22 protein-coding genes are annotated in these 20098 nt (G+C 35.9%); 18 read left to right on the top strand and 4 right to left on the bottom strand.

From position 1 onward, the window contains the following. Position 1 precedes the first annotated feature (1 nt). A complete protein-coding gene (locus ACRBBL_RS02650) occupies positions 2-952 on the top strand; it encodes a GSCFA domain-containing protein (RefSeq protein ID WP_431367491.1) in 951 nt (316 codons plus the stop codon). A 117-nt stretch (positions 953-1069) separates the two neighbouring features. Then, a complete protein-coding gene (locus ACRBBL_RS02645; RefSeq protein ID WP_431367490.1) occupies positions 1070-1240 on the top strand; it encodes a hypothetical protein in 171 nt (56 codons plus the stop codon). Between the two features lie 150 nt (positions 1241-1390). On the opposite strand, the gene ACRBBL_RS02640 is transcribed toward ACRBBL_RS02645, so the two are convergent. Together ACRBBL_RS02640 and ACRBBL_RS02635 are read right to left on the bottom strand one after the other, a co-directional pair. Next, the gene (locus ACRBBL_RS02640; protein ID WP_431367489.1) at positions 1391-1627 is read right to left on the bottom strand and encodes a class I lanthipeptide; all 237 of its coding nucleotides are present in this window, start codon (positions 1625-1627) and stop codon (positions 1391-1393) included. A gap of 195 nt (positions 1628-1822) precedes the next feature. Continuing rightward, complete coding sequence (locus ACRBBL_RS02635; protein ID WP_431367488.1) at positions 1823-3562, bottom strand: aromatic amino acid hydroxylase; 1740 nt, start codon at positions 3560-3562, stop codon at positions 1823-1825. A gap of 111 nt (positions 3563-3673) precedes the next feature. Here ACRBBL_RS02635 and ACRBBL_RS02630 point away from each other — a divergent pair, with 111 nt between their 5' ends. The 16 genes from ACRBBL_RS02630 (at position 3674) to ACRBBL_RS02555 (ending at position 18071) form a co-directional block, all read left to right on the top strand. Beyond that, positions 3674-4252: a TetR/AcrR family transcriptional regulator gene (locus ACRBBL_RS02630; protein ID WP_431367487.1), complete on the top strand. Its 579-nt coding sequence runs from the start codon at positions 3674-3676 to the stop codon at positions 4250-4252. A 116-nt stretch (positions 4253-4368) separates the two neighbouring features. Further along, positions 4369-4545, top strand: coding sequence for a hypothetical protein (locus ACRBBL_RS02625; protein ID WP_431367486.1), 177 nt, complete (start codon positions 4369-4371; stop codon positions 4543-4545). Positions 4546-4693: 148 nt separating this feature from the next. Further along, positions 4694-5767: a 1,2-phenylacetyl-CoA epoxidase subunit PaaE gene (gene paaE / locus ACRBBL_RS02620; protein ID WP_431367485.1), complete on the top strand. Its 1074-nt coding sequence runs from the start codon at positions 4694-4696 to the stop codon at positions 5765-5767. Between the two features lie 311 nt (positions 5768-6078). After that, positions 6079-7041 carry a 1,2-phenylacetyl-CoA epoxidase subunit PaaA gene (gene paaA, locus ACRBBL_RS02615; RefSeq protein ID WP_431367484.1) on the top strand — a complete coding sequence of 321 codons (963 nt, stop codon included), beginning with the start codon at positions 6079-6081 and terminating at the stop codon, positions 7039-7041. A 99-nt stretch (positions 7042-7140) separates the two neighbouring features. After that, entirely contained in the window at positions 7141-7425 is a 285-nt protein-coding gene (gene paaB / locus ACRBBL_RS02610) for a 1,2-phenylacetyl-CoA epoxidase subunit PaaB (protein WP_431367483.1), read from the top strand. 113 nt (positions 7426-7538) lie between these two features. Further along, positions 7539-8291: a 1,2-phenylacetyl-CoA epoxidase subunit PaaC gene (paaC, locus tag ACRBBL_RS02605; RefSeq protein WP_431367482.1), complete on the top strand. Its 753-nt coding sequence runs from the start codon at positions 7539-7541 to the stop codon at positions 8289-8291. A gap of 94 nt (positions 8292-8385) precedes the next feature. After that, on the top strand, positions 8386-8886 hold the full coding sequence (paaD, locus tag ACRBBL_RS02600; RefSeq protein WP_431367481.1) for a 1,2-phenylacetyl-CoA epoxidase subunit PaaD: 501 nt from the start codon (positions 8386-8388) through the stop codon (positions 8884-8886). 33 nt (positions 8887-8919) lie between these two features. Further along, positions 8920-9705, top strand: coding sequence for an enoyl-CoA hydratase-related protein (locus ACRBBL_RS02595; protein ID WP_431367480.1), 786 nt, complete (start codon positions 8920-8922; stop codon positions 9703-9705). A gap of 92 nt (positions 9706-9797) precedes the next feature. Then, positions 9798-10973, top strand: coding sequence for a 3-hydroxyacyl-CoA dehydrogenase NAD-binding domain-containing protein (locus tag ACRBBL_RS02590; protein ID WP_431367479.1), 1176 nt, complete (start codon positions 9798-9800; stop codon positions 10971-10973). Further along, entirely contained in the window at positions 10973-11323 is a 351-nt protein-coding gene (locus tag ACRBBL_RS02585; protein WP_431367478.1) for a hypothetical protein, read from the top strand. Before ACRBBL_RS02590 ends, ACRBBL_RS02585 begins: the two co-directional genes overlap by 1 nt. A 129-nt stretch (positions 11324-11452) precedes the next feature. Then, on the top strand, positions 11453-11866 hold the full coding sequence (locus ACRBBL_RS02580) for a PaaI family thioesterase (RefSeq protein ID WP_431367477.1): 414 nt from the start codon (positions 11453-11455) through the stop codon (positions 11864-11866). A gap of 41 nt (positions 11867-11907) precedes the next feature. Then, positions 11908-12270, top strand: a complete 363-nt coding sequence (locus ACRBBL_RS02575; protein WP_431367476.1) for a four helix bundle protein — start codon at positions 11908-11910, stop codon at positions 12268-12270. Positions 12271-12465: 195 nt separating this feature from the next. Beyond that, a complete protein-coding gene (gene pcaF / locus ACRBBL_RS02570) occupies positions 12466-13677 on the top strand; it encodes a 3-oxoadipyl-CoA thiolase (RefSeq protein ID WP_431367475.1) in 1212 nt (403 codons plus the stop codon). A gap of 381 nt (positions 13678-14058) precedes the next feature. Then, positions 14059-16551 carry a phenylacetic acid degradation bifunctional protein PaaZ gene (gene paaZ / locus ACRBBL_RS02565; RefSeq protein WP_431367474.1) on the top strand — a complete coding sequence of 831 codons (2493 nt, stop codon included), beginning with the start codon at positions 14059-14061 and terminating at the stop codon, positions 16549-16551. Between the two features lie 77 nt (positions 16552-16628). Beyond that, entirely contained in the window at positions 16629-17129 is a 501-nt protein-coding gene (locus ACRBBL_RS02560) for a hypothetical protein (protein WP_431367473.1), read from the top strand. Between the two features lie 189 nt (positions 17130-17318). Next, the gene (locus ACRBBL_RS02555) at positions 17319-18071 is read left to right on the top strand and encodes an enoyl-CoA hydratase/isomerase family protein (protein ID WP_431367472.1); all 753 of its coding nucleotides are present in this window, start codon (positions 17319-17321) and stop codon (positions 18069-18071) included. Between the two features lie 486 nt (positions 18072-18557). Here ACRBBL_RS02555 and ACRBBL_RS02550 read toward each other — a convergent pair whose 3' ends face one another. Together ACRBBL_RS02550 and ACRBBL_RS02545 are read right to left on the bottom strand one after the other, a co-directional pair. Then, complete coding sequence (locus tag ACRBBL_RS02550) at positions 18558-19688, bottom strand: hypothetical protein (RefSeq protein ID WP_431367471.1); 1131 nt, start codon at positions 19686-19688, stop codon at positions 18558-18560. Between the two features lie 156 nt (positions 19689-19844). Further along, positions 19845-20045 carry a hypothetical protein gene (locus tag ACRBBL_RS02545; protein ID WP_431367470.1) on the bottom strand — a complete coding sequence of 67 codons (201 nt, stop codon included), beginning with the start codon at positions 20043-20045 and terminating at the stop codon, positions 19845-19847. Positions 20046-20098: the final 53 nt, after the last annotated feature.

Here is a 20098-nt window from a genome sequence, read left to right as displayed (position 1 = left end):
TATGCTATTACAAACCAACATCCCGTTTGTAAAAGAACAATACAATCCAATAAACTACGATTCAAACGTATGTTTATTGGGTTCTTGTTTTTCAGAACATATTGGAGAGAAGTTGGCATATTACAAATTCAAAACCTTTCAAAACCCACTTGGAATTCTATTTCATCCAAAAGCGATTGAAAATGTACTTCTAAAAGCAATCAATGAAGAAGTTTTTACAGAAGAAGATATTTTCTTTTTAAACGAGCGTTGGCATTGTTTTGAAGCACATTCAGCATTGAGTCATCCAGATAAGGAAAAAATGCTAGAAAACTTAAACACTAGCATTCAAAAAACACATACAGTATTGCATGAAGCTTCACATGTTATTATCACCTTAGGAACAGCTTGGACGTATCGAGATATTGAAACAGATACGATTGTTGCTAACTGTCATAAAGTACCACAAAAACAATTTTTAAAAGAAATTTTATCGGTTGAAGAAGTTGCTGCGAGTGTTGAAAATTGTATTGTTTTGCTAAAAAGCATCAATCCGAAAATTACAGTACTATTTACAGTTTCGCCTGTGCGTCATACAAAAGATGGTTTTGTAGAAAATCAACGTAGCAAAGCACATTTGTTGGCAGGAATTCATCAACACGTATCTAAGCGGCATTTTGTGCATTATTTTCCATCCTATGAATTGATGATGGATGAATTACGCGATTACCGATTCTACGCAGAAGACATGATTCACCCAAATTCATTGGCAATTAATTATATCTGGGAAAAATTTCAGCACGCTTGGATTTCTCACGAAAGTGAAAAAACAATAGAAACCGTAGAAAATATTCAGAAAGGATTGGCGCATAAACCGTTCAACCCAAATTCTGAGCAACACCAAAAATTCTTAGCAAACCTTCAAGTAAAAATAGTGCGACTACAAACGCAATTTCCTTTTATAAAGTTTTAATTCCGAACGCTTCACTTTATCACATCCCATTCATAAACCAAGGGCAGTGTGCTTTGTTTTTGATAATTTCCAAAGCTATTTTCATGGTATTATTAATTATGTTTAAAATATCATATTATGAAAAAAGTAAAGTTAAAAAAACTGACAATCAGTAAAAAATCAATCTCTAATCTAACAGCTCAAAACCTTATTGGAGGAATTACTGGAACCAATTGTTCCATTTCTTGTGATATATTTGGAGATATCTGTATTTCAGATGATTGGTGTGATGGAGATGATGACTGTTAATAGTTCTCTATTAATTAAAGAAATTAATTTCGCTTAAATTGTGAGGTTATCTGATAAGTAAGATAGCCTCTTTTTTTATCTAAAATCGAGCCTTATAAAAGCAAAGAAAGTCGGAAGTATAATGCTTCCGACTGTATAAGTGTTTCTTTTTTAAAAAGCAGTACAAAGTGAATCATCCCATATTGAACCGCAGGCAATTTTAGTTTCGCATAAATCGGAATAACAGATTGTCTGACAAGAGTTAAACATAGAGTAGTTTGTACAAACTATTCCACCGCTAGTACCAGAATCATCTTCTATTGGCAATACTCCTCCAACCTTTCCAGATGTAAGATTAGAAATTGATTTTTTGTTTAGACTCAATGAGTTTAAATTTTTTTTCTTCATTGGTGAATTTTTAAGTTATATATGGTAACAATATTAAAAACTCAACGAATAAGATAAAAGAAGAATAAGTCGTATTTACATAAAAACGACTTGTAATAATGAAAGAAAATACATTGAGCGAACTTCGCTCTTTTTTATCTAAAAGCACTTGTGTTGTACTTGTTAAAATGAAGCGTGTCTAACCATCTAAGATATCTAGTTTACCAAATCAACTCCATCACGAATCAACTGTGCAACTTCGGCTCGTTCTGTTTGAATAATTTGTAAACGCTGTAAAATTTGTGTGTTTAGTGCAGTGTCTTCAATTGTCAATTCGTATAATTCTACCAACAACAGCCAATCTTGAGGGTGATTTTTAGTAAGTGTTTTAAAAATGGTTTCCAATGAAATTGTAGAGTTTCCTTGAGCTCTAAAATCACGAATCTGTGCATACAACTTCTCTAGTTCTATAGTTGCTTCCGATTTCTCTACTTTTACAGTCAATGTATCCGATTTAAAATGCATTGCATCAAACGAATTATAATCAGCAGCTCCAGCATAAGCAGAAACAATCTTTTTACCCAAAGCCAAATCAAACGTGCCATATTCTGGTTTAAATAGTACGCGATCTTTATACGTAACAGTACAATCTGTAAACTGAATTAAAATCAACTTTCCGTAAATATTACGAATTCCAGTTACGTTTAAACCTTCTACTTTAATGCCGCTTTCATACTCAAAAGCAATACGTTCTCCATCGTAAAAACTATAAGCTTTTAAATCGCGCGGACTCATATCTTCAATAGCTAAATTGATTCCTTTCAATTTGCCTAAGGGCGAACTAAAACCATGTGGATGCATTGTTACGCCATGACCAATCAACTCTTTCTCACGATTAGATAACGCGGTTGGTCCTTCCGTTCTAAAAAAGACAACTTCATTATCTTCATTCGTAATCATCTCTGTAAAAACGCCTGAAACTTGCAAGCCTGTGCTCAACTCAATTGTTCCAATTTTTTTAGATTCAATCAACTTTCGTAAACCTCTAAAACCACCTTTACGTAAAGCCATCGTAGAAGCAAACTCTTCCAAAACTTGCATCAAATATGAAAAATCGGGTGTTACATACAACTGCGGTTGAGGTTTTGTAATATCAAATTCTTGATACGCGGCATCTACTGAATATGGAATCTTTTTCACCTTATCAGTCATACACCATTTACTTTCGCCAATAGAAGAAAGCAAACCTGCGCCATAAATCTTCGGGTCTTCTACATTGCCAATCAAACCATATTCAACAGTCCACCAATGTAAATTTCGAATCATTGCCATTTCCGACAATTCTACTTTCTTGGCTTGTAATTCATTTACGCGTGCTTCAGCATTTTCAATCTCAGTTTCAGTACTTCCAACAGCTTCTTTTACAATAGAAAGTTTTCGAACTGCTTCATACATATCATTATCATGTGCAGACAAAATTGCCTTCGCCCCAACTTCTCCAAAACGACGTAAATATTCTGCATAATCAGGGTTTGCAATAATTGGCGCATGCCCAGCGGCTTCATGAATAATATCGGGAGCTGGCGTGTATGAAATATGTTCTAACTGACGAATATCACTTGCAATCACCAGCACTTTATATGCTTGAAACTCCATAAATGCATTTGGTGGAATAAAACCATCAACAGCAACAGCTGCCCAACCAATCTCTTTCAAAATTCGATTCATTCCGTACATACTCGGAATATCGTCAATAGAAATTCCAGTCTTTTGCAAACCATCCAAATACGAATCATGTGCCACAGTACTCAAATACGAAACACTCTTTCGCATTACATAACGCCAAACTGCTTGATTTATGGCAGTATAGTCGTCATAATTTTGCGGTTTAATGTACTGTTGTAAATGTGGAGGAAGTTTATCCAGCAAAGGGTTCGTTTCAATATTCTGGTTCATGCGACAAATTTTGACAAAGCTATTAAAACATAAAACAGCAATGCAATAAAAAGCAGAAATTCAACGTATTTTATAAAATATGTATCTTCACAAACTTATAAGGGCAACATCATGAAACAAAAACCAACAACTCGAAAAGAAGAAATTGTCGGTACAGCTGAAATGCTTTTCAAAAAAAAAGGATACAGTGCTGTGACCATGCGCGACATTGCACAAGCCATGGGAATAAAAGCGGCTAGTTTATACAATCATATTCAATCCAAACAACAAATACTTTCAGATATTATCATACAAATTGGTGAACAATTTACGGAAGGTATGTCTGAAATTGTAGCAGCAGAAAACACAACTAGCATTCAAAAACTAGAGCAAATCATCAAACTTCATGTGCAAATTACGATGGACAATCCTTCCAAAATGGCAACGATGAATAATGATTGGATGCATTTAGAAGAAAAATTAGACTACTACTTGCAACTACGTAGAAATTATGAGCAAAGCTTTCGTCAAATATTACAAGAAGGAATTGATAAAGGCGAACTGATAGATGTAAATATCGAAATCATACTATTTTCTATTCTTTCCACGTTGCGTTCACTCTACCTTTGGATTCCAAAAAAAGAAGAAATCATCAAGGAAAATTTACTAGGCAAACTGAGCCAAGTGTTGTTAACAGGTGTAACACTGTAAAGTAGTTGAAAAAATACCCAAAAAATAATTTACAATACAATAACTACTGTAAAACCTTTTATGACTGGACTTTATCTTCTCTATCTTTAAGGTAGATTAATTTTAAACCTACCATAATGAAAAAAAAATCTATCAACAGGTTGAGATTGAAAAAGAGTATGATCTCAAACCTAAATGCAGTAGTCGCAGGTGGACCTCCAGTGCCACCAGGAAGTAACACTTGTTTACAAGAAGAAACATGTTTAACATGTGAAGGAATAACCTGTGAAGGACAAACATGCGGTCGATGCTGACTTAAATTTAGAACTTAAAACTACAAAAGAGTGCCTAAAAAGCACTCTTTTTTTATATGTAAACTATTGATCTGTAATATTTAATAAAAAAATAGTTGCAAGTCAAACTAACAATTGTTAGTTTTGTGCAAAACAACTAAAATATTGCATGGCAAAGTTTCATGAAATCCAAGTAGCTGAAGTACACAAGGAAACTTCAGATTGTACTGTAATCACCTTCAATATTCCAGAAAATCTTCAAAAAGAATTTCAATACAAACAAGGGCAGTACTTAACGCTACGCAAAATAATCAACGAAGAAGACATTCGTAGATCGTATTCACTATGTTCAAGTCCAGTTGACAACGAATGGAAAGTTGCCGTAAAGCAAATTCCAGGTGGTATATTTTCAACTTACGCAAATACAGAATTAAAAGCAGGCGATACACTCGAATTGATGGCACCAGCTGGTAATTTCTATGTAGAAGTAGATCCGAAAGGAAACAAAAACTACATCGCATTTGCAGCAGGAAGCGGAATAACACCAATGCTTTCCATCATAAAAACTCATCTAGAATTAGAACCAGAAAGCACGTTCAAACTATTTTACTTGAATCGCACGGTAAAATCTATTATCTTTAAAGAAGAGATAGAGCAACTGAAAAACAAATACTTACAGCGATTTAACACCTTCTATTTCTTAACAAAAGAAAAACGAGATATCGAATTTTTAAATGGACGTTTTACTCCAGAAAAAATTCAAATACTCACAAAAACGTTCATCGACATCAAGGATACGGGAGATTGTTTTATCTGTGGACCAGAAGAAATGATCTTCCTTATAAGAGACGAACTAGAAGCTGTAGGATTGCCAAAAGAAAACATTCATTACGAACTATTCTTCTCAGGCGATACGAAAGCATCTAACGCACACATTGCTGAAATATTAGAACAAAAAGTAGACGGAACAGATGTAACAATCGTAGATGGTGGTAAAGAATTTCATTTCATCATGGAAGATGAATATGACAACATTCTCGATGGCGCATTAGCCGCAGGTGCCGATTTACCTTTTGCTTGTAAAGGCGGTGTTTGTAGTACCTGTAAATGCAGAATCGTAGAAGGTTCTGTAGAAATGAAAATTAACTACGCATTACTAGAAGACGAACTTGCGAGCGGATTGGTACTTTCGTGTCAAGCTGTTCCTACCACAGAAAAAGTGGTGGTCGACTTTGATGTATAACAAAATAATTTGGGCGTTCCCACCGAAAAGGTGGTCGGGCTTTCGGTAGTCGCTTTTTGAAAACTGTCATTCCTGCGTAGGCAGGAATTCATTTCCAAAAGAGCTTCAACAAAACCTCAATCCCTAACGCGGAACTTCCCGAGAAATCGGGAACCTAAAAAAATAAAAAAATGTCACATCGAGCGCAGTCGAGATGTCTTGTAAAAAACAGACTGACTGAAAATACTCAAAGTGATTATCTAAATAAAACAAAGTCTAAGTGAAAACTTTAAAAATTTACACGTAGCATTTTTAATTTAAAATTCATAACTATGAGTGAAGCACAATTAAAAAACCTGGAAGAAATCTTCGAGAAGCGCATCGCAAATGATGAAAAAATTGAACCAAAAGATTGGATGCCTGAAAAATACAGGAAAACACACATCCGACAAATATCGCAGCATGCACACTCTGAAATTGTAGGAATGTTGCCAGAAGGAAACTGGATTACCAGAGCGCCTTCACTACGTAGAAAAGTAGCTTTACTTGCCAAAGTGCAAGACGAAGCTGGTCACGGATTATACTTATACAGCGCCTGTGAAACCTTAGGAGTTTCTCGCGACGAATTATACGAACAATTGCACTCTGGAAAAGCAAAATACTCTAGTATCTTCAATTACCCAACAGTAACTTGGGCAGATATGGGAGCAATTGGCTGGCTAGTTGATGGTGCTGCCATAATCAATCAAGTGCCATTATGTAATACCTCGTACGGACCGTATGCACGAGCAATGATTCGTGTATGTAAAGAAGAAAGTTTTCACCAACGTCAAGGATATGAAATCATGATGTCTTTATGTAACGGAACAGAAGTGCAAAAGCAAATGGCACAAGACGCACTAAATCGTTGGTGGTGGCCATCATTAATGATGTTAGGTCCCGTAGATTCAGAATCTGTGCATACAGAACAATCAATGAAATGGAAACTAAAACGTAAAACAAACGATGAATTACGCCAGCAATTCATAGATCAAACCGTTCCTCAAGCAGATATCTTAGGAATAACAGTTCCAGACCCAGACTTAAAATGGAATGAGGAAACAGGTCATTACGACTTCGGTGAAATCGATTGGGATGAATTTTGGCAAGTTGTTAAAGGTCACGGTCCTTGTAACAAAGAACGTATGAATGCCAGAGTTGGTGCATGGGAAAAAGGAACTTGGGTTCGTGATGCAGCAATGGCATACGCTGAGAAAAAACAAAACAAAAAAGAAAATTCAGCGAAAGCAGTTTAGAAATATTGGTTTTGTCACATCGAGCGCAGTCGAGATGCAATAAGTCCAGCAAGCATTATAATAGTAACTTAAAGATACCCACTTTCGTGGGCAATAAATATGGAAAAAAATTGGCCTCTTTGGGAAATATTCGTCAGAAGTAAAAACGGATTAGAACACAGACACTTTGGAAGTCTTCACGCAGCAGATGCAGAAATGGCATTAGAAAATGCAAGAGACGTGTACACACGTAGAAGCGAAGGTGTAAGTATTTGGGTTGTTGAATCTAAAGATATCACAGCTTCAAATCCTGAAAACAACGGAGAATTATTTGAACCAGCGCAAGACAAAGTGTATCGTCACCCAACATTTTATACGTTACCAGACGAGATTAAACATATGTGATGCTTTGCATCATTCCTGCTTTCGCGGGAATCCACAATCCGTACACTGAGCGGAGTCGAAGTGTACTATGAAGTTTAACAACAAAAAAATTCCTGTTTTCACGGGAAATAAATATGAAAACAAACTTATACAACTACATACTCGAACTAGCAGACAATTCCTTAATAGGAGGTCAGCGATTAGGAGAATTATGTGGTCACGGACCAAGTCTTGAAACAGACATTGCGTGTACAAATATTTCGTTAGACTTATTTGGGCAAACACGTAGTTACTTTCAATATGCAGCAGACATTAAAGGAAATGATGCTACAGAAGATAGTATTGCTTTTCTACGTTACGAACGCGAATACAAAAATGTATTGCTTGTCGAACAACCAAATCGTGATTTTGCATACACAGTAGCACGACAATACCTATTTGATGTGTATCACTTGTTATTGCTAGAAAAATTACAATTCAGTCAAGACATGACCTTAAGCGCAATTGCAAAGAAATCGATTAAAGAAGTATCGTATCATGTACGTTTCTCAGGTGACTGGGTTAAACGTTTAGGTGACGGAACTGAAGAAAGTCATGCAAAAATGCAAGAAGCTATTGATGGACTTTGGACGTACACAAATGAATTGTTTGAAGTAACAGAAGAAGCAAAACTCTTGGCGGAAGAAGGCATTGCAGTAGATGTTTCAACATTAAAAGATACATACTATCAAAATGTAACTTCATTGTTAGAAGAAGCAACGTTGGTAGTTCCAGAATCAAAATACTTCCAAAAAGGAGGGAAATCAGGAATTCATACAGAACACTTAGGATATCTATTAGCAGACATGCAATACATGCAAAGAGCGTATCCTAACATGAAATGGTAGAGAAGCTTTCGTTTGTCATTCCTGCGAAGGCAGGAATCCAAATAAACTAAAAAGTAAGAATGAAAACCAAATAGCCAATACCTAACATCAATTCATGATCGCAACCAATCAACATATAGACGAAGAGTTCATCTCAATCCTAGAAAAAGTATCAGATCCAGAAATTCCTGTGCTTTCTATTATGGATATGGGCGTTGTGCGTTCGGCAAGGTTAATTGATGGAATTGTTCAGGTAAGTATTACACCAACATACTCAGGCTGTCCAGCAATGGATGTAATTGGTGATGATATCTCGAAGGCATTAAAAGAAAACGGATACGAATCAAAAGTAAAATTGATTCTAGTTCCAGCTTGGACAACCGATTGGATTACAGAACGCGGTCGAAATGCACTCCGAGAATACGGAATTGCGCCGCCGCTAAATCCAGATGCAGACAAAGATGCATTACTAGGAGATAAACGCATTGTAAAATGCACCAATTGTAATTCAACAAATACAAAACTAGTCAGTCAATTTGGTTCCACAGCTTGCAAAGCATTATTCAAATGCGAAGACTGTTTAGAACCATTCGACTACTTTAAATGCTTGAAATAAATTATAAACAGCAAAATTTTACATTATAAAGGTATGAGTAACAATTCAATTGAACTAAAAATTGAAAACAATGTAGCGTATGTAACGCTAAATCGCCCTGAAGTATTCAACAGTTTCAATCGTGAAATGGCATTGCGTTTACAAGATACACTAGATCAATGCGAACAAAATGACGAAGTAAGAGCTATTGTATTAACAGGAGAAGGAAAAGCATTTTGTGCAGGACAAGACTTAAAAGAAGTCACACATCCGGAACTCAATCCAGGATTCAAAAAAATATTAGAAGAACATTACAATCCAATCATTCAGCGAATTCGTACCATTGAAAAACCAATTATTGGAGCTGTAAATGGTGTGGCTGCTGGTGCAGGAGCAAACATTGCTTTAGCATGTGATATTGTTGTAGCACATGAAAAAGTGAGTTTCATTCAAGCATTTAGTAAAATCGGATTAATTCCAGATAGTGCAGGAACATTCTTCTTACCACGATTAATCGGATTCCAAAAAGCATCTGCACTAATGATGTTAGGTGACAAAGTTGGAGCTGTAGAAGCAGAACGATTAGGAATGTTATACAAAATATTACCCTTAGAAACCTTCAAAGAAGACGTTACTGCTTTAGCTGAAAAGCTAGCGAAAATGCCAACAAAAGCATTGGGTTTAACGAAAAAAGTGCTGAATCAATCACTAAGTAACGATTTAGAAACACAGTTAGCATTAGAATCAAAACATCAAATAGAAGCGAGTGAATCAGAAGATTACCGTGAAGGTGTTGCTTCATTTGTTGAAAAACGTCTACCTAATTTTAAAGGGAAATAAAATATCAAACCGCAAAATCTAAAAGTTTAAATAGTAAATGTAAAAGGTGAATATATAGACATTTAACATTTATAATTTAACATTTATAATTTATGATTAAAAACGTAGGAATAATAGGTTCAGGAACAATGGGAAGCGGAATTGCACAAGTTGCAGCAACCGCAGGATGCATTGTAAAACTATACGATACCAAACAAGCAGCTTTAGACAAAAGTAAAGCCGCCTTAGAAAAAATATTAAATCGCCTCATTCAAAAAGGACGTATTGACGAAGCTGAAAAAAACAGAATTCAAGGAAACATTTCCTATGTTGATTCACTCAAAGCATTAGGCGATTCAGATCTAACAATCGAAGCAATCATCGAAAACTTAGACATCAAACAAAAAGTATTTGTAGAGTTGGAAACCTATCTTTCTGAGGATGCAATCATAGCTTCAAACACATCGTCATTATCAATAGCTTCTATTGCTTCTGCATTGAAAAATCCAGCACGTTGTATTGGAATTCACTTCTTCAACCCAGCACCATTAATGAAATTAGTTGAGGTTATTCCAGCAATTCAAACATCACAAGAAGTAGTAGACAAAGCAACGAAAACCATTGCCGATTGGAAAAAAGTAGTTGCTGTCGCAAAAGACACACCAGGTTTTATTGTAAATCGTGTAGCGCGACCTTTCTATGGCGAATCATTACGAATCTATGAAGAAGGTTTGGCTGACTTTGCTACCATAGACAAAGCATTAAAAACACTTGGTGGATTCCGTATGGGACCTTTTGAACTCATGGACTTCATCGGAAACGATGTAAACTATACCGTAACCGAAACGGTATTTACAGCATTCTATTTCGATTCAAGATACAAGCCATCATTCACGCAAAAGCGTTTATCAGAAGCTGGATATCTAGGTAGAAAAACTGGAAAAGGATATTACGACTATGACGAAAACGGAAAACGTGTCACGTCGAGCGCAGTCGAGACGCTTTATGATGAAGAACTAGCAAATCAAATATTCAATCGTGTTCTTGTAATGTTGATCAACGAAGCAGCAGACGCACTATTCCTAAATATCGCTTCCGCAGAAGACATTGACAACGCAATGACAAAAGGAGTAAACTATCCAAAAGGATTGCTTGCTTGGGCAGATGAAAAAGGAATCGATTGGTGCGTGAAAACCTTAGATAATTTATACGACGAATACCATGAAGATAGATATCGTTGTTCACCGTTATTAAGAAAACTGAATAGACAAGGGAAAACGTTTTTTTAGTGGAAAAGTTCATTGACATTAGAATCGAAGATAAATTCAAGATTGGTGAGGAGATTAAAGAAAAGTTCAAGGTTGAATTTCCGCTTGTCATAATGGGTGCGATAGACGTTCAATATTATGGGAAATTAGAAGAAGGGAACTATATTAAATTCAAAATTGAAGAACAAACCTTACTCAGAAAAATTATTGGAATAGAATACCTTCGACCTTCACATTATTTAGAATACATGGAAGTGAAAACAAGAGGCGCTGGTTTATTAATTGAATGTAAAAGTGAAGAAGAATTCTATAAAATTTTAAAAGTTGAATCAATATACCAAACAGCAACAATTTATAAAACCACAAAATGAAATGTGAAGATTAATAATTTAAAATTTATAATCCAACATTTAAAATAAAAGAAAGAAAAAACACAAATATTTAATATCAATATCAAATGCTTCTTAAAAACATACTAATCCCTAATACCTAAAAAACAAATGCCTTTAAGCGGAGCTAAAATACCACATAAAATGCTCAATCTCGATCCATTCAGTACATGGCTCGGAATCGAAATATTAGAATGTGAAATAGGAAGATGTAAAGTTGGATTGACTGTCAAAAAAGACATGCTCAACAGTATGGGGAAAGCGCATGGCGGAATTAGTTATTCCTTAGCAGACACCGCTTTCGGTTTTGCAGCAAACACACATGGTAAATACGCCGTCTCTATAGAAACATCTATCAATCATATTGAAGCATTAGAAGAAGGCGATTTCATTGTGGCAGAATCAGTCATAGAAAAAGTAAAAAACAAACTCGGTTTCAACATCATAGAAGTCAAACGTGGTGATGAACTCATTGCACTATTCAAAGGAGTTGTGTACCGAACTCAAAAAGATTGGGAAGAATAAAATAAATGCTAAATGTAAAATTTTAAATTAAAAATTATAAAGTGGAAAAAAAGAAACAATATGACTTACAAAAACGTTTGGTGAAATTCTCAGCAAATGTTATCGTCAATTCTTCCGCTTTAAAAAAAGAATATGCATCCGAGCATTTAATTAAACAATTGATTCGTTCGTCTACATCAGCAGCTTTAAATTATGGAGAAGCACAATCAGCTGAATCAAAAAGAGATTTCATCCATAAAATGAAAATCTGCTTAAAAGAATTAAGAGAATCTCAAGTCAACATGGAGATTATGGTAGCGGCAAATTTAGTAGGTAACAAGATTGAGTTTGAAAAAAATCAAAAAGAGTGTAGCGAATTAGTAGCTATCTTTACAACAAGTATAAAAACATCAAACAAAAAATAAAATATCAATGATAAAGTTCTAAATAGAGTTTGATAATCAAAACAAACACTTTAAAATTTTACATTAAAAAAACATTCAACACATACTAAAATATAAATGAACAAATACTAAATACAGTTTGATAATCACAGCAATCACTTTTAAATTTAGAGTTTTACATTTAATATTTTTCGGTTTTAAATTTTACATTTCAAAATGGAAGCATACATCATAGACGGAGTCAGAACTCCAATAGGAAAATTCAAAGGATCATTGGCAACCACACGTGTCGATGATTTAGGAGCTATAGTCATCAAAGAAGTTACGGATCGCAATCCAAACATTCCAAAGGATGCGTATGACGATGTTATCATCGGTTGCGCCAATCAAGCAGGAGAAGACAATCGTAACGTAGCGCGTATGTCATCATTACTAGCAGGATTGCCATACACGGTTCCTGGTGAAACGGTAAACAGATTATGTAGTTCAGGATTATCTGCTATCATTCACGCCAATCGAGCTATCAAAGCTGGAGATGGAGATGTCTTCATTGCTGGTGGAGTAGAGAATATGACGCGCGGACCGTACGCAATTGCAAAGCCTTCAAGCGCTTTTGGAACGGATGCTAAAATGTATGATACGAGTTTCGGATGGCGATTCATCAATCCAAAAATGCACGCTGCTTATGGTACGGATGGAATGGGAGTTACTGCCGAAAATCTAGTTGAGAAATACAACATCTCTCGCGAAGATCAAGATGCATTTGCATACAGAAGTCAAATGAAAGCAACGGCAGCACAAAATTCTGGACGATTAGCCAAAGAAATTGTAGCGGTAGAAATTCCGCAACGTAAAAAAGATCCAATCATCTTCAATCAAGATGAATTCATAAAACCAACAACAACAACAGAAATCTTAGCAAAACTAAGAGCTGCTTTCAAAAAAGAAAATGGAAGTGTTACCGCAGGAAATGCCTCTGGATTAAATGACGGTGCAGCAGCAACAATTGTAGCTTCGGAAGCGGCAGTTAAAAAATACAATCTAAAACCAATGGCGCGAATCGTAAGTTCGGCAGTTGTAGGTGTAGAACCGCGTATCATGGGAATTGGTCCTGTAAATGCTTCCAACAAAGCATTGGAAAAAGCAGGATTAACCATGGACGATATGGATGTAATAGAACTCAACGAAGCCTTTGCAGCACAAAGTTTAGCCTGCATTCGCGAATGGGGATTAGCTGATGATGATGCCAGAATCAATCCAAATGGTGGTGCCATTGCAATTGGTCATCCACTCGGAGTTACAGGCGCGCGTATTGCCTATTCTGCGGCGTTACAATTGCAGGAAACTGGCAAGCGTTACGCACTAATTACCATGTGTATTGGTGTCGGACAAGGCTATGCAGCAATCATTGAAAATGTAAATATTTAAAATAATTTGGGCGTTACCGCAAGGGTCGCGCTTTCGGCAGTCGCTCTCACAACTCTTAAATAAACGAGTTCACTGAGCGGAGTCGAAGTGAGGAGCTCCAACAAAACCTCAATCGCTAACGCAAACGTTCCCGAGAAATCGAGAATCCAAAGAAAACTAGAATTGAGTTATGAGAATAGAGACTGTTATTCAAATGTCAAAACGTCATTTCGAGTGATTTTCTGTCGCATTGAGCGCAGCTGAAATAGACAGAAAATTGTATCGAGAAATACTATGATACTATGAATGCTAAATGCTGAATGAAAAAGTATTTTTGAATAACGAATAACGAATAACAAGAGCAGCGACACAAACAACAAATAACAAGAAACCAACAACAACATGATTCTACAAAGCTATATCAACGGACAATGGACACAAGGAACTGGAGACGGTTCACCAATGTTTGATGCCGTAACAGGAGAAACCATCGGATTTGCAACTACAGAAGGACTTGATATTCCCGCAGCACTTGCGTATGGAAGAACAAAAGGAGGCGAAAAACTTCGTAAAATGACCTTCCAAGAGCGTGGAAACATGCTCAAAAAATTAGCTTTATATCTCAACAAACGAAAAGAACAATTCTACGATATCAGTTACAAAACTGGTGCAACGCGTGTAGACAGTTGGATAGATATTGAAGGTGGATTCGGAAACCTATTCGCAAATGCATCACTTCGTAAACTATTTCCAAACCAACCGTATCACGTAGAAGGTGATCCAATCGATTTGTCTCGTGGTGGACGTTTCATGGCACATCATATCTTAGTGCCAAAACGTGGAGTTGCAGTACATATCAACGCATTCAACTTTCCAGTTTGGGGAATGTTAGAAAAATGTGCCGTAAACTGGATGGCAGGAATGGCAGCAGTCGTTTTGCCAGCACCACAAACAGCATATCTAACAGAAGCGGTTGTAAGAGTCATTGTCGATTCTGGAATCTTACCAGAAGGTGCAATCCAACTACTTAGCGGAATGACACGATCTATTCTTGATACAGTAGAATCGCAAGATGTAGTAACTTTTACAGGTTCTGCACATACAGGTCGCATCTTAAAAGCACATCCAAGACTCACACAAGAAGCGGTGCCATTCACAATGGAAGCCGATTCATTAAACTGTTCAGTTCTTGGAGAAGATGCAGTACCAGGAACTCCAGAATTTAATCTATTCATCAAAGAAGTTCGTAAAGAAATGACCGTAAAAACAGGTCAAAAATGTACGGCTATTCGAAGAATCATTGTTCCAGAAAACTTAGTAGAAGATGTGCAAATTGCACTTGGAAAACAATTAGATAAAGTTACAATCGGTGATCCAAGATTGAAAGAAGTTCGTATGGGCGCATTAATCAACAAAGCGCAAGTACAATCTGTAAAAGATCAAGTTTCTAAATTGATTCAAACTGCAGATATGGTTTACGGAAGTTTAGACAATGTCGATGCAGTTGGTGCAGATGGTGAAAAAGGAGCGTTCTTAAGTCCAATCTTACTAAGAGAAAACAATCCGTTCAAAAATACAGCAGTTCACGAAATTGAAGCCTTCGGACCAGTTAGTACGATCATGCCATACAAAAATATGGACGAAGCTATTGAATTGGCTCAAATGGGGAAAGGTTCGCTAGTTTCTTCAATCTTTACAAATGATGACAAACGTGCCAAAGAATATGTAGTTGGAGCAGCATCACATCACGGAAGAATCTTAGTCGGAAATCGCGACATGGCAAAACAAAGTACAGGACATGGTTCGCCATTACCATTATTGGTTCACGGTGGTCCAGGACGTGCTGGTGGAGGAGAAGAAATGGGTGGAATGCGAGGCATCAAACATTACATGCAACGTTGTGCTATTCAAGGTTCGCCAACCACACTAACCGAAGTTACAGGAATCTATCAGGCGAATGCCGAATACAAAGAAACAGAGAGGCATCCGTTTGCATATCATTGGGAAGATATAGAAGCTGGAATGTCTTTAAAAACACACAAGCGTACGGTTACAGATACAGACATTATCAACTTTGCAAACCTAACGTGGGATCATTTCTATGCGCATACAGATATCACTTCATTAGAAGGAAGTATTTTTGAAAAACGTACGGCGCACGGATACTTTATTATTGCTGCTGCGGCAGGATTATTTGTATATCCAAACAAAGGTCCAGTAGCTGCAAACTACGGATTGGAAGAATGTCGTTTCTTGCGTCCAATCTATCATAATGATACCATTTATGTGCGATTGACATGTAAAGAAAAAATAGATCGCGATTCAAGAGGAAAAGAATTGCCAAGCGGAATTGTAAAATGGTTCGTTGAGGTATTCGATCAAGAAGATGAATTGGTAGCAATTGCGACAATTTTGACGATGGTTCAAAAGATAAATCCGTTCAAAACAATTAATAAAAAGACAATTCAGAATTATCTAGGTAAACTTACAGAAGACACAAAACCAGCTTGGGGAACAATGTCGCCACAGCAAATGGTAGAACATTTAGAATACACGTTGAAAGTTGCTTCTGGAGAAATTCAAGATTTTGAAATAGAAACACCAGAAAAGTATCTAGAAAAAGTGCAAGACAGTTTGTACACGCATGATAAAATGCCAAGAAACTTTGACGCGCCAAAACTATTAGAAGGATTAATCAGTGAATCGCGTTACGAAAATCTGGCGGAAGCTAAAACGAAATTGCTAGAAGCATACGATGCATTCGAATTGTACTTTAAAGAAAACCCTGAAGCAACGACGAAAAATGCAGTTTTCGGACATCTAGACAAATTTGAGTGGAGTTTGATGAATACGAAACACTTCTGTCACCACTTCGAACAATTTGGACTTTTGTAATTATTAGTATTGAGGTTTGAGAATTGAGTAGTGAGAAAATAATAACTTCATTTTGAGTGTTTTAATTCTACTTTAAAATGGAACTAGAAGATTTTATAGCATCTTTTTCAGGCAAAATTGAAGAGCCAATAGGAAGGAAAATAGTATATTTTAAATATTTATTTCATGAAGTAAATGGTGTTTCTGAACCTGTATTTGCTTGGATGAAAACAGATGATGGTATTTGGCATCGATTCTTCATGGATGTGTGGATTCCGTATTGGGAAGCATTAAATCCGGAGCAAGCACTTAAATATGCAAAAGATGCGCATGAAGATTCTATTGAAGCCCATATAAAAGAAGAATTTAAAGAGTATATTGATGATGAAGGCGGGCAATGGAAAGTGGTAGATATACTTGAATTGTATAATGTGCATAACAAAGAAATTTTGAATGTAGAAGTAACTTATAAAAAAGAAAATGATCCTACTTTTGCACAATTAAAACTCTTAATAGAAGAAGATGTCGAAATATTGATAAACGATTTTTGTGATATTACTGAGACAGAACTAATTATTAATAATAATAAAATAACCTAAATGTCATTTCGAGTGATTTTTATGGAGCGAAGCGGAAATAAAAAATGTATTTCGGCTATGTTCAATAGAGCTATCGAGAAATACTCAGAAATTCAAAGTAGTTCTCGATACAACGAATCACAGATTCGCCACTCGAACTGACAACAATTTATAATTTTACATTTAGCATTTAAAATTTAACATTTTACCATGAGCGATCCATACGTAAAACAAGACATACAAAACGGTGTAGCAACCATCGAATTTTTTCACCCAGCACACAATTCGTTGCCAGGAGATATATTAGCCAAATTAGCACAAACAATCACAGATGCAGGAACAAATGACGACATCAAAGTTATTGTGCTTAAAAGTGGAAGAGACAGAACATTTTGTGCAGGTGCAAGTTTTAAAGAATTAATAAACATCAACGATGCAGAAGCTGGAAGAATCTTCTTTTCAGGATTTGCAAACGTAATCAACGCCATGCGTAAATGTCCAAAATTTGTCATCGGACGTGTACAAGGAAAAACAGTTGGTGGTGGCGTCGGATTGGCTTCTGCAGTAGATTATTGTATGGCTTCAAAATTCGCTTCTATCAAATTAAGTGAGTTGAATGTTGGAATCGGACCTTTTGTGGTTGGACCAGCAGTTGAACGTAAATTAGGATTAAGTGGAATGTCACAAATTGCTATTGACGCAAATAGTTTTTACGACGCAGAATGGGCGAGAAGCAAAGGCTTATACATGAAAGTCTTCGAAACAAATGAAGAATTGGACGAAGCTGTGACTGCTTTCGCAAATCATTTATGTACCTACAATCCGGAAGCGATGGCTGAAATGAAAAAAGCATTTTGGGCAGGAACTGAAGATTGGGATACCTTATTAGCAGAACGTGCAGTGATTTCTGGAAGACTAGTCCTTTCTGACTTTACAAAAGAAACGTTGAAACGATTTGCGTAGTTCTTGATAATCGAATCGTCAGTTCGAGTGTTGTTTATTGAGCATAGCGAGAACAAAAAAATTGTATCGAGAACAGCTTAGAACTTCATAGTAGTTCTCGATACAACGAATCTTAGATTCGCCACTCGAACTGACGTTTGTTGATTTCAATACTCATTCTTGTAGATAAAACATCAGTTCGAGTGTTTTTTACATTGATTGGGGTCGAAATGAAAAAATGTACCCAACAGAATACAGTTTTCTGTTGAAAACCACTCGAACTGACTTTTAGTGAGATTAAAGACAAGAGTTTCAATAAAACTTTTGCCTTACAGTAGATACTAACTACAACTCACTAATATTTTATAATGTACTTTGAATAAACTCAGAGCAGTTCTCGATATGTCACATCGAGGGTAGCCAAGATGCATTCCGAAAACTACTCGAACTGACGACTTGATTATTAAAAAGGATTTCAATTCTTTCATGCTGAGCAGAGTCGAAGTGCTAAAAAGTAAATCGAACACCTAATCCTGCATAATACGATATATACGATCGGAAAGCAGTAGTGTTGATATTTGTGTTATTAGATTTTCTATCAATGAGATTGGCATTTGCTATAATTGCCCATTGATCATTCAATTGATATGCGCCTGAAAATCGAGCACGTAAGTAATCATATTCAAGCAATCCGACTTCAATTTCTTCACTGTTTTCTGCTGTCAATTCATTAAATCTTCTTAAGCTATAACTGCTAGATAGTTTCAAATTCAATTTGTCTGTTTTGTATTGTAATCTAATAGATGGTCTAAATTGGTCATATCCAAATTCATCATCTGTTCGATCCATACGTTTTTCGTACGCCAAACCAGAAGTAAGATTCCAGTTTTTGCTCAACGGAAGTTTATATGACAATGCTACATTCAAATATTGCCATGTTCGTTTTGAGATTTGTCCAGAAGAACGCGATAAAATATCATACGATCGATGGTAAAAACCTGCTTGAATTCCATAACTATGTAACAAGCCATTTTTCCAATTGAGATGTTTGAAACCTGTAGAAACACCATATCTATGATAGGCAATTGCGCGTGTATCTGAATTGTCAAAATTCTTGTAGGTATAATGCAATTTCACAAACGATCTATTATTTTTATACCATCTATAATTCAATCCGCTAAAGGCGTTGAGTTGACGATACCCTAAACGTGTATTCAATTCATTCTGATCTAAATCTTGTCCATTTTGATCTTTCAGTTTATACTGAATCGTACTTTCCCATTCGAAATACTTTTTAAGTCGCATCGTATAATTTACACGACTATTTAAAATGATTCGTTTGGCGCTTGGTTCATCAAAATAATAGCGAAACTCTGGAGTCATTGAGAATTTCAAATCGTGAGTTCTATCTTTAAAACGATACGAAAAGTTAAACAAAGCATCTTGATACATACTTTCGGTGACTAAGGCTTCTCGTTGCATCAAAATGTCTGTGTCTTCAGAAAACAAAGTATTTGGTGCTTTAAAAATATTAGATTCAAATCCAGCAGAAGTTTCTGTTTTTACTTTTATCTGTCCGTTTACATAGGTTGAAAATGTTACAAAACCAGCAACGATGATTAATCGGGAAAATTTCATAAAAGAATAATTTAATAAATTGGAATTACTTTATGTCAAATCGAGCGCAGTCGAGATTCTATGAAGAAGTGCATTTATAAAGTACTTCTCGATAGCTACGCTAGGTGCTTTCAGCAATGCTCGAACTGACATTTCTATTTTTCAGAAAAGTCTTGATTAATAGTTACTAGCAATAGTTGAACGATTCTGTTTTGTTTCTTCCGTAGCAATTTGATACGAACTCGTTTCTTGTTTCTCAATCGTATGCACAATGGGTTGTTCAATTGAAGCATCTACAGAAAAATTAAAAAATACAGTAACGCTCATAATAGCAATGAATAGGAATACGAACGGAAAAGGTGATTTTTGAAATGTCATATAATTGTCTTTGTTTTCCCTACTAACAGGAAGTGCAGAAATTACCCTGTGTT

Origin of the sequence: Kordia sp. (assembly GCF_050633145.1) — a bacterium.
Classification (GTDB): Bacteria; Bacteroidota; Bacteroidia; order Flavobacteriales; family Flavobacteriaceae; genus Kordia.
Note: the sequence above shows the minus strand (reverse complement) of the source record. Positions and strands in the feature narration are given on the sequence as shown.

Coding starts and splice junctions, on each gene's coding strand:
- ACRBBL_RS02625 (WP_431367486.1), top strand. CDS start 4,369: ATGAAAAAAAAATCTATCAACAGGTTGAGATTGAAAAAGAGTATGATC.
- ACRBBL_RS02550 (WP_431367471.1), bottom strand. CDS start 19,688: ATGAAATTTTCCCGATTAATCATCGTTGCTGGTTTTGTAACATTTTCA.
- paaC (WP_431367482.1), top strand. CDS start 7,539: ATGAAAACAAACTTATACAACTACATACTCGAACTAGCAGACAATTCC.
- paaA (WP_431367484.1), top strand. CDS start 6,079: ATGAGTGAAGCACAATTAAAAAACCTGGAAGAAATCTTCGAGAAGCGC.
- ACRBBL_RS02630 (WP_431367487.1), top strand. CDS start 3,674: ATGAAACAAAAACCAACAACTCGAAAAGAAGAAATTGTCGGTACAGCT.
- paaE (WP_431367485.1), top strand. CDS start 4,694: ATGGCAAAGTTTCATGAAATCCAAGTAGCTGAAGTACACAAGGAAACT.
- ACRBBL_RS02595 (WP_431367480.1), top strand. CDS start 8,920: ATGAGTAACAATTCAATTGAACTAAAAATTGAAAACAATGTAGCGTAT.
- ACRBBL_RS02580 (WP_431367477.1), top strand. CDS start 11,453: ATGCCTTTAAGCGGAGCTAAAATACCACATAAAATGCTCAATCTCGAT.
- ACRBBL_RS02650 (WP_431367491.1), top strand. CDS start 2: ATGCTATTACAAACCAACATCCCGTTTGTAAAAGAACAATACAATCCA.
- paaD (WP_431367481.1), top strand. CDS start 8,386: ATGATCGCAACCAATCAACATATAGACGAAGAGTTCATCTCAATCCTA.
- paaB (WP_431367483.1), top strand. CDS start 7,141: ATGGAAAAAAATTGGCCTCTTTGGGAAATATTCGTCAGAAGTAAAAAC.
- ACRBBL_RS02560 (WP_431367473.1), top strand. CDS start 16,629: ATGGAACTAGAAGATTTTATAGCATCTTTTTCAGGCAAAATTGAAGAG.
- ACRBBL_RS02635 (WP_431367488.1), bottom strand. CDS start 3,562: ATGAACCAGAATATTGAAACGAACCCTTTGCTGGATAAACTTCCTCCA.
- ACRBBL_RS02640 (WP_431367489.1), bottom strand. CDS start 1,627: ATGAAGAAAAAAAATTTAAACTCATTGAGTCTAAACAAAAAATCAATT.
- paaZ (WP_431367474.1), top strand. CDS start 14,059: ATGATTCTACAAAGCTATATCAACGGACAATGGACACAAGGAACTGGA.
- ACRBBL_RS02545 (WP_431367470.1), bottom strand. CDS start 20,045: ATGACATTTCAAAAATCACCTTTTCCGTTCGTATTCCTATTCATTGCT.
- ACRBBL_RS02645 (WP_431367490.1), top strand. CDS start 1,070: ATGAAAAAAGTAAAGTTAAAAAAACTGACAATCAGTAAAAAATCAATC.
- ACRBBL_RS02555 (WP_431367472.1), top strand. CDS start 17,319: ATGAGCGATCCATACGTAAAACAAGACATACAAAACGGTGTAGCAACC.
- pcaF (WP_431367475.1), top strand. CDS start 12,466: ATGGAAGCATACATCATAGACGGAGTCAGAACTCCAATAGGAAAATTC.
- ACRBBL_RS02590 (WP_431367479.1), top strand. CDS start 9,798: ATGATTAAAAACGTAGGAATAATAGGTTCAGGAACAATGGGAAGCGGA.